Here is a 12,183-nt window from a genome sequence, read left to right as displayed (position 1 = left end):
GCTGCATATGAGTACATGCTCATACGGTGACACAGGCATGTCTCATGCGGCGGAAACAGATCTTGCCACTGCCGCCAAGGGATGCATGCGCCGACGAACTATTTTGGCGAAAAAAGCGCAGAAAGCGCAGAAAGCGGCGCGAGGCAGGCGAGCTAACCACGCCAGTCCGGGGCTGCCGAGGTTCACAAGCAGCCCTCGTCCTTGTGATGGACATTGTTTATGACGCTGCATGCCGATCAGATCGTCCATCTCTTCATGGGGCACTGAGGGACGGGGCATGCAGGACCGCGGCGTGTTTGCAAACAAACGCCTGATTCGCGTGGTGACGCAACATCTTCGCTTCCGCGCTGCGATGATGATCACAGGGAAGTAGCCTACGTGTGACAAGACGATGCAGTCTGCTGAATCTGCGAGGTATATCTCCATGTTCAATGTAAGCCGCTTACTTCGCGCTCGTCCGCGAAACGACACCACCGAACGCCCCCCTGCCGAAAACACGACGCCACGCGAACCGTCCGCTGCGGTGGATGGTTTACTCAGCCCGCTGCATGCGCGGCCGCGACGGCGCGAAAATACATCGGCGGCCGACAGATTGCCGCCCACGAGTCCGGGAGGAGGGCGCTTGTTACGGTCGCCTCTGCGTTCGTCGACGCCCCCGATTGGGGGAGCTGCAGGTTCTTCTGCACCACCGGCCAGCGTAGAGCGCGACATCGCCAACTGGCTCGCGCTTAACCTGCCGATGGCAGAGCTGGTCCCATGCGGCTACAACCTGCACAACGGCGAACGGGATACGTCGCGGGAGGTTCTGCAAGGCGTTGCAGACTCAATCCGGCGCGCACACGTTCACGGAAGCACCAGGCTCGCACTCGAGTACGGACTTCCTGCCACGACGCTACCTGATGCGATCGGCCGGCTTGAAGCACTGCAAGAACTGTCGCTGCTCAGAACCGGGCTTCGGTCGTTGCCAGACAGCCTTGGGCAGCTCCGCCAACTTCGCCACCTGCAAGTGGCCGCCAGCCCAGGCGTGAAACGGCTGCCAGCGTCGTTGACGCGCCTGCCCAACCTGAGGACCCTCGAGTTGACGGCGTTACCGTTGGAGGAGTTACCGGCCGACTTGGGGCGCATGCAAAGCCTGCGCCGCCTCACGCTCGGTGGTGGGCGCTATGAGCGCCTGCCGGCCAGCGTCGTCCAGCTAAGCCAGTTGACCCAATTGAGTGTGTCGAACTCGTCATATTTGCGGGAGTTGCCTGAAAACATCGGCAACCTGCGGGGGCTCAGGTCACTGGAGGTGGAATCGAACTCCAAGCTGGAGCGACTGCCAGGCGGCCTGACCCGGCTGCACCGATTGGAAGAACTCAACCTGTCCTCCAATCGCCGCCTGACTCAATTGCCCGAGGACATTGGGCAGATGAGCGGCCTGACGAAACTGTCGCTGAAAGATTGCCCTGCGCTCCGGCATCTGCCCGACAGCATGGGGGACCTCTCACAGCTGCAACGTCTGGATCTGCGCGGCACGGGGCTGCAGACCCTTCCCCAGTCCCTGGCCCGGCTTCCCGCCACCTGCGACATCAAGGTGCCGGGTCATTTGCGTGGCCAGTTGGCCCAGATCCGCAACCCGCAACCCGCGGCACTGCCGCTCGCCGGCAGCGTGCGACCACCGGCAAGGTCTGCGGCGGGGCAGGCCCGGCAATCGTGGAACCGCGGACCGGAGTTCACCCGCGTGTTGCGCGGCATTGATGCCGACCTCGGGGAGCGTTTTGACAAGTGGATGAAGGGATTGACGCAAAGCGCCATGATCTTCCGCGAATCCATCACGCCGGCCGACATGCGCCTGCTGGACCAGGTGGTGGCCGAGGCCATCACCTCTCCCGAATTCCGAAGCAGCTTCGGCGAGTTTTTGAGCGAGCACACCATCAAGACGCTGAACATGGATGGCATGACACAGGTGGGCCCCGGCGGGCCGGCCGTACGGGGGAATGTCAAAACCGCTTTTTCGGAAATGCTCAAGCACAAGCTCATGCACACGCAGGACCAGGAATCGGCGCTGAGCCTGTTGCAGGAAGCAATACAAAATCCGGATCTAGGTCTTTCCAGAAACGGCTTGCTCCACAGCAGGAACGAACTCACGGGACGCGAGCAGATGTGGCCGCCGCTGCGGGCCTACATTTCCATGCACGATGTGGAGGGGAAAGCGGCGCAGGAAGCCGCGACCACCTGGGCCATGGCGCAGTTCGATGAAGCGGAGGAAGGCGGCATCGGGGAAGCTGAGGCCAAGCGGGAATCCGAACAGGCGCAGGCCAACGCGAATGGCTTCATCGGGCTACGCGCACGTGCGCTGTTGAACGAATGGCGCATCCAGTAGCACCCTGCGTGCTGCAGCGAAGACGTCTCCACCATCATGCGTGGTGCTCTAGGGACCAAGGACCTCAGCGAATCCCTGGATGACCCTGCACCACCATGCTGGCACTCCATCCTCAGCAACATGGCAGGGGACTCATTGCGCGATCAGGAAGACCGCATAGATGTTTTCGGTGTAGGTGATGGTGCCGGCTTCAAGCGACTCGACGGTTGCACCTCGATCAGCAACAGGCGCTGGCAATGCTGGCGATCCGGAGACAAGTGAGACCATCGGGACCTTTGTCGGCCAACTGCCCGCCTGAATTCCATAGGTGAAATTCGGCGCAACATCGGAGATCGTATAAAGCCCCTGAATCCGGACGCCATACGCCTTGGCAAGTTCTGCGGCAGAATTGCGTGATTGGTCAGCAGCTTCGCGCTTGAGTTGCGCACGCACCTCGGCTTCTTTGCTGTAGGACGTCTGGATGCCCGACAGCTGGACTTCGTTACTCGTCTTCATTTCACTGAGAAATTTGCGCGCATCATCAAGCGACTGAAATGCCGCGCCAATGCCGCGCTTGACTTCAGTGCCTTCGAATTTTTGTGTTCCGTCCGCCACGCACGAGCATCCAACCCATCAACTGCTTCATTTGCCTTCTCCCTGGTGAATAATGCGCATGCTTAGGGCACGCCGCGCTGCAGTGCCGCCACATCCGTACTCAGGCGATCAACTGCCTCGGACGTGGTTGCCCACGAAGTCACGAAGCGGATCGTATGGCTCCCATCCGCGCGCATTTCCCAGCGCTCGAAGTCGTAGCCTTGTGCCAGCTGTGCAGCGTGTTGTGCGCTGACGGCAATGAATTGCTGGTTGGTCGGCGAGTCGCTGGTGAAGTGTGCGCCGGCCGCAAGCAGGCCGGCGCGCAGCCGTTGCGCCATCGCGTTGGCATGCGCGGCCAGCTCGAAAAACAGGCCGTCTTCGAACAATGCTGCGAACTGCGAACCGAGCACCATGCCCTTGGCCAGCAATGCGCCACGCTGTTTGATCAGGTAACGCAGATCAGCCTGCAATGCGGGATTGACGATGACCAGTGCTTCGCCGAGCAGCGCGCCGTTCTTGGTGCCACCGATGTAGAACGCATCGGTCAGTGCGGCAATGGTGGGCAGATCCAGATCGTTGCCGTCGGCGGTCAGCGCGGCACCCAGGCGCGCGCCGTCCAGGTACAGCAGCAGATCGTTTGCGCGGCAGAATCGCGACAGCGCATCGAGTTCGGCGCGCGTATAGATGGTGCCGCTTTCGGTGCTGTTGGAAATATAGACAAGGCGCGGTTGCACCATGTGCTCGTTGCTGTGCACCTCCAGCACCGGCTGGATCAATGCCGGGCTCAGCTTGTCGTGCAGCGCAGGCACGGTGAGCACCTTGTGGCCGGTGGCCTCGATGGCGCCGGTTTCGTGCGTGGCGATGTGCCCTGCTTCCACCGCAATCACCGCCTGATGCGGCCGCAAGAACGCGCTGATCGCAATCAGATTGGTCTGCGTGCCACCGACCAGCAGATGCACGTCGGCCAGCGGTTGCGCGATGGCAGTGCGAATCAACTCCGCAGCACGCTCGCTATGCAGATCGGTGCCATAGCCCGCGTTCTGCTCGGTGCTGGCCTGCGCCAACGCCTGCAGCAGGCGCGGATGCGCACCTTCGCTGTAGTCGTTGCGGAAACTGATGCGCGCTCCACCGCCCTGCCCGTCCATCACAGCCCCTTGGCCGCCTGCGCAACCGCACGAAACAGGGCGCGGCCCTTGTTCATCGTCTCCTGCCATTCCAGGTCCGGGTCGGAGTCGTAGACCACGCCGCCGCCGGCCTGCACGTACAGATAGCCATCCTGGATCACGGCGGTGCGGATGGCGATGGCGGTGTCGGCATCGCCGTGCCAGCCGATGTAACCGACCGCGCCGGAATACACGTTGCGTTTGACCGGTTCCAGCTCGCGGATGATTTCCAGTGCGCGGATCTTCGGTGCGCCGCTGACGGTGCCGGCCGGAAAAGTCGCGCGCAACACGTCGCTGTAATTGAGGCCGGCCTTGAGCGTGCCGGTGACCTCGCTGACGATGTGCATGACGTGGCTATAGCGCTCAATCACGAACTGCTCGCCCACCTTGACCGTACCCGGTTCGGCGACGCGGCCGACATCGTTGCGGCCCAGATCGATCAGCATCACGTGTTCGGCGCGCTCTTTCGGATCGGCCAGCAATTCTTCTTCCAGCGCCTTGTCCAGCTCGGGCGTTGCGCCGCGCGGGCGGGTGCCGGCGATCGGGCGCACCGTCACCACGCCATCGCGCAGGCGCGCCAAAATTTCCGGCGAGGAGCCGACCACCTGGGTGCCGCCGACATCGAGAAAATACATGTACGGCGAGGGATTCAACGCCCGCAGCGCGCGATACACATCCACCGGGCGCGCGCGGAACGGCACGCGCAATCGCTGCGATGGCACCACCTGGAAGATATCGCCGGCGCGCACGTATTCCTGCGCCCTGCGCACCACGGCGTGGTACTCCTCGCGGGTAAATGAGGAATGGAAATCCGATTCGTCGATGGCGTCGGAAATCTGCGCCTGCGGATAGCCGGCGCCGCCCTGACGCAAGCGATGTGCCAGCTCATCCAGACGCCGGTTGGCGCGCACATACGCCTGTGGCTGGCGCGGGTCGGCGTGCACGATCAGGTACAGCCGGCCCTTGAGGTTGTCGAACACCGCCAGCTCTTCGGAGAGCATCAGCAGGATATCCGGCGTGCCGAGTTCGTCGGGTTTGTCGCCGCTGCCCAGGCGCGGTTCGATGTACTGGATGCACTCGAAACCGAACCAGCCCACCAGCCCGCCGGTGAAGCCGGGCAAGCCGTCCAGTTGCGGTACTGAATGCTCGGCGCGCAAGGCGTCCACTTCGGCCAGCGGGTCGGCGACCTCGCGGGTTTCCAGCACTTCGCCGTGCTCGCTGACTTCCAGCGTATGTCCGCGGAAGCTGTACACGCGCCGCGCCGGCAGGCCGATGATGGAATAGCGCCCGAAGCGTTCGCCACCTTCGACCGATTCGAACAGGTAGGTGTAGGCGCCGTCGGCGAGTTTCAGATAGACCGACAGCGGCGTGTCCAGGTCGGACAGCACTTCGCGGACAACGGGGATACGGGTGTGACCTTCAGCGGCCTGGCGCTGGAACTGCTCTGCAGTGATCAAGACGACTTTCCTTCCGGGACTCTGTGGCGGGGCGGACGACGGCAACGGGCCACCATCGCCACCAACGGCGAGCGGAAGAGAAGGAGCGTGGGGTCGTCAGGCGGGACACGCAGGTACTGTAGCGCAAGTGTCGGCCCAGGGCAGCAGGTGCGGGGCCAAAGCGGTGCGAGTTGCGAAGGCGGGCTGGGGGTGTGTGGGCTTGCGCACTGGCTGATGTCAGACGCGGGCAGCGTGCGTCGTGATGTGGGTGGGGGGCGCTGCAGGGGCGGTCTGGCTTTGGAGCGTGGGTGGTGGCAGCGGCGCCAATGTCGGCGCAGGGACCCTCACCCCAACCCCTCTCCCGCGGGAGAGGGGCTTAGGGCCGCGCGCTGGACGTTGCTGCGGTTGTGATGCAGCCACTTCCCGTGTGCCCTCGTTGCTCAGCTTGTGACGGCTACTTCGCGTATGCCGCCGTTGCTGCGCTTGTGAGGCAGCTATTCGCTTCTGCCGGCGTTGATTGATTGAGTGCGACTGTCCGAAGACAGCTGGCCTTGATCGTCGAGATGGCATGGCGCTACCCGTTCGTTCGCATGCATCAACCGGGCGACCGCACATCAGCGCAGCCCGATCACGCTCTTCCGATTCCCGATTCCCGATTCCCGAACTCAAACCCCAACCAACGGGCAGTCCGCGGGCAGGTGCATGCGCAGCCGTGCCGGGACGCATTCGATGCGGAAGTGCAGCGAGGTTTCCGGTTCGCCGTCCAGGTTCAAGGTCAGCGGTTGGTGGGCGACGATCTCCAGCCACGGCACGCGGGCGCGCACGGCGACGCGTTCGAGCGCGGCCTGCTTGCCGCCGGTGACCAGGGTGCCGAGGGTGGCGGCTACCTCGCCGTTGAGGGCGGGGACGATGGTGACATCCAGCAGGCCGTCGTCGATCAGCGCTTCCGGGCACAGCGCCTGGCCGCCGCCGGCCTGGCGCCCGTTGCCCAGGCCCAGCGCGATGAATTCGCCGTCCCATTCGACATCCGGGCCGCTGAAGCGGGCGCTGATCGGGTCGATGCGGCCCAGCCGCGACATGCCGGTGATCAGGTAAGCCAGGCCGCCGAGCATCTTTTTCAGGCCTTCGTCGGTTTCCACGGTGACCTGGGTGCCGAAGCCACCACTGGCCATGTTGGCGCACCAATGCGGGCCGTGCGGGGTGTCCAGGCGCAGCAGGTCGAGCGGCTGCGCCGGGCGCTCGGCGATCAGGCTGAGCGCCTCCAGGGGGTCGACGGGAATCATGGCGGCGGTGGCGAAGTCGTTGGCAGTGCCCAGCGGCACCAGCCCCAGCGATGGCAGCGTGGCAGCATCGGCGTCGTGATGTGCGAGCGCGGCGGCTACTTCGCTCAGGGTGCCGTCGCCACCGGCGGCAACCACCGTCTGCACGCCATCGGCGACCGCTTCGCCCACATAGCGCTCGGCATCGCCGTCTTCCCAGGTGACCCGGACATCGAGCTGGATGCCGCGCTTGCGCAGCGTGCCCACCGCCTCACGCAGGTCCAGATTATCGGTGGACTTGCCGTTGAGGATCAGACGCCAGTGGGACGGGGCCATGCGCGCTGCCGATGTTTTAGGGGGAATCCCTGCAGGCTAGCAGCGGGCAAATGCGTAGATCGTGAATAGGCAACGTCGGCGCGCTGTCATTGCCGTGTCATCCAGAACCCGGAGAGTCGAAGGCCATAGCAAGGACGACGGGCGGAGGCAGGATCAGCCTCCAATTTTCTAGAAGGCCGCTCCTGTGGGAGCGGCCTTCCTTTTGCCAGTCAAGCGCATAGCGCCGATGGCGCGGTGCAGCGCCCGCTCAGGTGCCAGCGGCGCCAGCTGCAAATGCGGCCAGCCTCTCGCCATCGAGCCGGTACACGGTCCAGCCCTCCATCGGGCGGGCGCCGACCGCTTGATAGAAGTCGATGGCCGGCTGGTTCCAGTCCAGCACCGACCACTCGAAACGCCCGCAGCCGCGCTGCACCGCCAGCTGCGCCAGATGCCGCAGCAGCGCCAGGCCGGCGCCCTTGCCGCGCGCTTCAGGACGCACGAACAGGTCTTCCAGATACAAGCCGTTGCGGCCCAGCCAGGTCGAGTAATTGAAGAAATACACCGCAAATCCCAGCGCCTGGCCGTCCTGCTCGCAGATCAGCGCGTGCGCGGTGGCAGCCGCGCCGAACAGGCTGGCGTGCAGGTCGTCCGGGCTGGCCTTGACCGCGTCGGGCTCGCGTTCGTAAATCGCCAGGGCGGTGATCAGCTCATGCAACAGCGGCACATCGTCGGGCGTGGCGCTGCGGATCTGCGGCGCGGGCTGGCTCATCGCACCGCGTCCACCGCTGCACGCATCTGCGCGATCACGTCGGCATAGTCGGGCGCATTGAAGATGGCCGAGCCGGCCACAAAGGTATCTGCGCCGGCGGCGGCAATCGCGCCGATGTTGTCGGCCTTGACGCCGCCATCGATCTCCAGCCGGATCGGCTTGCCCAGCGCGTCGATCTTGCTGCGGATGGCGCGCAATTTATCCAGCGCCGAAGGAATGAATGCCTGACCGCCGAAACCGGGGTTGACCGACATCACCAGCACCAGGTCCAGCTCCGGCAGCACCCAATCCAGGATATCCACCGGCGTGGCCGGATTGAGCACCAGCCCGGCCTGGCAGCCATGCGATTTGATCAGCTGGATGGTGCGATGCACGTGGCGGCTGGCTTCGGGATGGAAGCTGATGATGGTGGCGCCGGCGTCAGCGAAGTCCGGCACGATGCGGTCCACCGGCTCGACCATCAGGTGCACGTCGATCGGCGCGGTGATGCCGTGCTTGCGCAGCGCCTGGCAGACCATCGGGCCGATGGTCAGATTGGGCACGTAATGGTTGTCCATCACGTCGAAGTGCACCCAGTCGGCACCGGCCTTGAGGACGTTGTTCACTTCCTCGCCCAGACGGGCGAAATCGGCGGACAGGATGGACGGGGCGATCGCCGTCGGTTGCATGGGCAGCTCAGAGGGTAACGGAGCGCACATTCTCGCAACCGGGATCGCAGGATGAAAGCGTTCTGCATCCATACGCGGCTATCGTGCGTACACACAACACTGGCGCGCTGCGCCTGACCTAAGGAGAACGCATGAAAACCACCCCGCTCGCTTCTGCCGCCATCGTCCTGTTGGCCCTCGCCCCATCCGCCTGGGCACAAACCGGCCCGGCCGACTGGTCCGGCTTCTCCATCGGCGCCAATGTCGGCGGTGCCGATCCTGCCGGCGTGTCCGGCGGCCGTTTCGGCTTCGATACCAACCTGGATGGCCGTGACGGCGATCAGGTCAGCACCGCCACCGGCGCTGATGCGTTCTCGCCGGGCTTTTGTGGCGGGGCGGCAGCAGGGCGTACGCCGGCCAGCGGCTGCAGCAAGGACAAGGGCGGTGCCGAATACGGCGCGCGGCTGGGCTACGACTGGCAGGCCGGCAACTGGGTCTACGGCGTGGTGGCCGAATACACCCGCAACGACATCCGCGACAGCGTCAGCGCCTTCAGTACGACGCCTGCGCTGTACACCTTCACCCGCCAGCTCAACCGCACCGCGGCATTGCGCGGCCGCATCGGCTATGCGTTCGGTGAGCAGGGCGATTACCTGGCCTATTTCACCGCCGGCGTGGCGCGCGGCGAGTTCGACCACAGCTTTGTCAGCAGCAATACCGCCAACAGTTTCACCAGCAGCGGCGGCGACAGTGCCGACGGCTATCAGGCCGGCATCGGCCTGCAGCGCCGTTTGAGCGACAACGTCTCGGTGGGCGTGGAATATCTGTTCACCCGCCTGCAGGACGAAGACACCCGCGTGCGCGTCGGGCCGGGCACGGCGCCGGCCACCAACCCGTTCCTGCGTGTCAATCCGGCCGGTACCGATCTGCGTCGCACCGATACGGATTTTTCGACCAATGCGGTGCGGCTGACGGCAACGTACAAGTTCTGAGGTTGCTGTTTCGCAGCGCTGGCTGCCGGCCAGCGCTGTCTGCGCCGTGCAGCATGGCTTGATTTTCCGGCAAGACCTGCGCATCACGCATCAGCTCTGCGTGTCACGCCAGGCCCCTCTTGCGCTGGGGCAAGAAGGCACACGCGCGAATGGCGCGTGTGCCTTGGGGCGCCCGCGCCGCAAGCGCGGGCCAAGGCGCGCAGCAGGGGTTTGGATAAGGGCACGGACCACCTGTCGGCAACCCAACTTCCCCAATCACACCGCGCACCGTTTCAGCGCCACCCACACACAACCACGGGCCATGCGATCAGCGCTTGCGCAGCCGTTGAATCCGGTCGTAGGCGGCGTTGATCTGGCTGGCTTTCCTTTCGGCCTGGCGACGGGCCTCCGGATCGGCATTGGCCACCTTGTCCGGGTGGTAGCGCGACATCAGCCGGCGATAGGCCAGATCGATCTCGGCGGTGGTGGCGTCCGGCTCCAGGCCCAGCGCTTCATACGGATTTTCTGCGCGGCGCTTGAACCAGCCGGCGTCCACCGCGTGGCCGATCACCAGGCCGATCATCAGCCCCATCACCGGTGCCCCGCGAAACAGCAAGGCGCCGGCCAGTGCGCCGAGCAGTTTTCCGTACCAGAGCATGGGGTGATCGGTGATGGGAGGCGGGTTGGCGATCTTACCCGAACGCCCGCCCCGCCTAGCTGACGGGCCCTGCACAGCCGCCCCCGGCGCGACCGCCAATAAAATCTGCGGGCCGCCGCGAAGCGCCGTACACTACGCGGCCCGCTGCCCACCCGCGGGCCCGCCGGGTCCCGGGGACAGCGTCATAGCGACGTCCTTAGGAGTGCCTGTGTCGACCACGCTGTTGCAATCCGATCTGCCCGGCCTGCCGTTGCGTCACCGTGGCAAGGTCCGCGATGTCTTCGACATTCCCCGCGAGCGCCTGCCGGCCGATGCGCCTCCGGGCGATTACCTGTTGATGGTCGCCACCGACCGCTTGTCCGCGTTCGACGTGGTGCTGCCGGATCCGATTCCGGGCAAGGGGGAAATGCTGTGCCAGGTGTCCAACTTCTGGTTCCACAAGACCGACCACCTGATGCCCAACCACTTGGTGGACATCCGCGTGGAGCAGGTGCTGCCCGAGGGCGTGGACCCGGCCTTGTACGCCAAACGCGCCGTGGTCACGCGCAAGCTCAAGCCGGTGCCGGTGGAAGCGATCGCACGCGGCTACCTGATCGGCAGCGGCTGGAAGGATTACCAGCGCACCGGCAAGATCAGCGGCATCGAATTGCCCGACGGCCTGCGCCAGGCCGAGAAACTGCCCGAACCGATCTTCACCCCATCGACCAAGGCAGCGGTCGGCGACCATGACGAGAACATCGACTTCGATGCGATGGTCAAAACCGTTGGCGCCGAGCTGGCAGAGCGCGTGCGCGATGCCACCTTGCGCATCTACCGTTTCGCCGCCGATTTTGCCGCCGAACGCGGCATCCTGCTGGCCGACACCAAGTTCGAGTTCGGCACCGATGCCGATGGCCGTCTCTACATCATGGACGAGATACTGACCCCGGACTCGTCGCGCTACTGGCCTGCAGATCAGTACGAACTGGGCACCAGCCCGCCGAGCTACGACAAGCAGTTCGTGCGCGATTATCTGGAAACCCTGGACTGGGGCAAGACTGCACCCGGCCCGAGCCTGCCGGCCGAAGTGATCGATCGCACACGCGCGAAATATGCCGAAGCGCTGCAGCGGTTGGCGGGTATTTCGGTTGATTGATGCCAAGGCCCTGGGGACGGGGCTTTGGTCGTACTAACGCCACCGTGACCTGAGCGCCGACATACTCGGCGCGCAAGACCAGGCTCGACGGGCCACTCATCTAACTTGGCAGCTTCGCGGGGTACTTTAATAATCCGTGATGCATTGGCGTATACCCACCTTCAAAGGCCCGCCTTAGAAGCGCGCCATACCGTCTAACGAGGTCGCAATGGCTCCGTCAAATTTTCCTGTTTTTAATTCTTTCTTTCTCCGCAGCGCAATGCTTCCGGGCCTGCTGCTTGCAATAAGCGCGTGCACCGCAGGTGAGTCTGCCGCACCCGCCGCTCCGCCAACAGCACCGGCGGCAAAGCAGCCAGTTAAGGCACCCTCCGCCAATGACCGATTCGCCACATTAATCCAGGCAAGCGGTGTGAAATGCGCTGACGCAAAAACAGCGACAGGCTGCACAGCAGGCAATGTGGATACGGGCGATTTTTACGACGTGGAGCTTCTGCCTGCCTGCGGCGACGACGGATTTTTTGCTGGCGTAGCGCAGGCACAGGGTGTAGACGTACTCAACACGGTACCTACCACCGGCAGCAGTGCGGTAGCTAACGCCAAACTGACCCAGGGCCAATTAGTCTGCATACGTGGTATTGGCCGCACAGGCCAAAATCCTCTTTATTATTACGCTGTCGCAATTCCCGCAAGCAGTGTTGCAAAGTGCAATAACAACACATTGTGCGAAAAGTATGGCGATAGGCCGATCAAACGCTTGAGGCCTTCTGCCGGTGATGCCTGCCATGCCGCAGCACCAGGCCAATATGTCGGCGACTGCGCGCAAGGTTGGGTGGCTGCCGATGCACTCGATGTGTTCTCAAATGGATTGTAAAGCTCAGTAGACCCAATCAGGTTC

12 protein-coding genes are annotated in these 12,183 nt (G+C 64.1%); 4 read left to right on the top strand and 8 right to left on the bottom strand.

Annotated features, from left to right (window positions below; translation table 11 throughout):
- Positions 1 to 42: 42 nt before the first annotated feature.
- On the bottom strand, positions 43 to 249 hold the full coding sequence (locus A7D16_RS23020) for a hypothetical protein (RefSeq protein ID WP_153043146.1): 207 nt from the start codon (positions 247 to 249) through the stop codon (positions 43 to 45).
- A 490-nt stretch (positions 250 to 739) separates the two neighbouring features.
- Here A7D16_RS23020 and xopAE point away from each other — a divergent pair, with 490 nt between their 5' ends.
- Positions 740 to 2,362 (top strand): type III secretion system effector XopAE, encoded by a 1,623-nt coding sequence (xopAE, locus tag A7D16_RS09265; protein WP_082925770.1) that lies wholly within the window; start codon positions 740 to 742, stop codon positions 2,360 to 2,362.
- A 132-nt stretch (positions 2,363 to 2,494) separates the two neighbouring features.
- Here xopAE and A7D16_RS09260 read toward each other — a convergent pair whose 3' ends face one another.
- From A7D16_RS09260 to rpe, 6 genes are all read right to left on the bottom strand, one after another.
- Positions 2,495 to 2,956, bottom strand: a complete 462-nt coding sequence (locus A7D16_RS09260; RefSeq protein WP_239686973.1) for an SIMPL domain-containing protein — start codon at positions 2,954 to 2,956, stop codon at positions 2,495 to 2,497.
- A gap of 62 nt (positions 2,957 to 3,018) precedes the next feature.
- Positions 3,019 to 4,080: a threonine aldolase family protein gene (locus tag A7D16_RS09255; RefSeq protein WP_064631935.1), complete on the bottom strand. Its 1,062-nt coding sequence runs from the start codon at positions 4,078 to 4,080 to the stop codon at positions 3,019 to 3,021.
- Positions 4,080 to 5,555, bottom strand: a complete 1,476-nt coding sequence (trpE, locus tag A7D16_RS09250) for an anthranilate synthase component I (RefSeq protein ID WP_064631933.1) — start codon at positions 5,553 to 5,555, stop codon at positions 4,080 to 4,082. Before trpE ends, A7D16_RS09255 begins: the two co-directional genes overlap by 1 nt.
- Positions 5,556 to 6,199: 644 nt before the next feature.
- Entirely contained in the window at positions 6,200 to 7,129 is a 930-nt protein-coding gene (gene yegS / locus A7D16_RS09245; RefSeq protein WP_064631931.1) for a lipid kinase YegS, read from the bottom strand.
- 247 nt (positions 7,130 to 7,376) lie between these two features.
- Complete coding sequence (locus A7D16_RS09240) at positions 7,377 to 7,877, bottom strand: GNAT family N-acetyltransferase (RefSeq protein ID WP_064631929.1); 501 nt, start codon at positions 7,875 to 7,877, stop codon at positions 7,377 to 7,379.
- The gene (gene rpe / locus A7D16_RS09235; protein WP_064631927.1) at positions 7,874 to 8,545 is read right to left on the bottom strand and encodes a ribulose-phosphate 3-epimerase; all 672 of its coding nucleotides are present in this window, start codon (positions 8,543 to 8,545) and stop codon (positions 7,874 to 7,876) included. Before rpe ends, A7D16_RS09240 begins: the two co-directional genes overlap by 4 nt.
- A gap of 131 nt (positions 8,546 to 8,676) precedes the next feature.
- On the opposite strand from rpe, the gene A7D16_RS09230 reads away from it, so the two are divergent.
- On the top strand, positions 8,677 to 9,516 hold the full coding sequence (locus A7D16_RS09230; protein WP_064631925.1) for an outer membrane protein: 840 nt from the start codon (positions 8,677 to 8,679) through the stop codon (positions 9,514 to 9,516).
- 307 nt (positions 9,517 to 9,823) lie between these two features.
- Here the strand turns inward: A7D16_RS09230 and A7D16_RS09225 are convergent, their stop codons facing one another.
- Positions 9,824 to 10,153, bottom strand: coding sequence for a J domain-containing protein (locus A7D16_RS09225; RefSeq protein WP_064631923.1), 330 nt, complete (start codon positions 10,151 to 10,153; stop codon positions 9,824 to 9,826).
- Positions 10,154 to 10,361: 208 nt separating this feature from the next.
- Here A7D16_RS09225 and A7D16_RS09220 point away from each other — a divergent pair, with 208 nt between their 5' ends.
- Positions 10,362 to 11,288: a phosphoribosylaminoimidazolesuccinocarboxamide synthase gene (locus A7D16_RS09220; protein ID WP_064631921.1), complete on the top strand. Its 927-nt coding sequence runs from the start codon at positions 10,362 to 10,364 to the stop codon at positions 11,286 to 11,288.
- A 208-nt stretch (positions 11,289 to 11,496) separates the two neighbouring features.
- Positions 11,497 to 12,159: a hypothetical protein gene (locus A7D16_RS21445; RefSeq protein WP_082925769.1), complete on the top strand. Its 663-nt coding sequence runs from the start codon at positions 11,497 to 11,499 to the stop codon at positions 12,157 to 12,159.
- Positions 12,160 to 12,183 lie beyond the last annotated feature (24 nt).

The organism is Xanthomonas nasturtii (assembly GCF_001660815.1).
Lineage (GTDB): Bacteria > Pseudomonadota > Gammaproteobacteria > Xanthomonadales > Xanthomonadaceae > Xanthomonas > Xanthomonas nasturtii.
The sequence above is the reverse complement of the archived record's forward strand: the minus strand, read 5'-3'. Positions and strand labels throughout refer to the sequence as shown.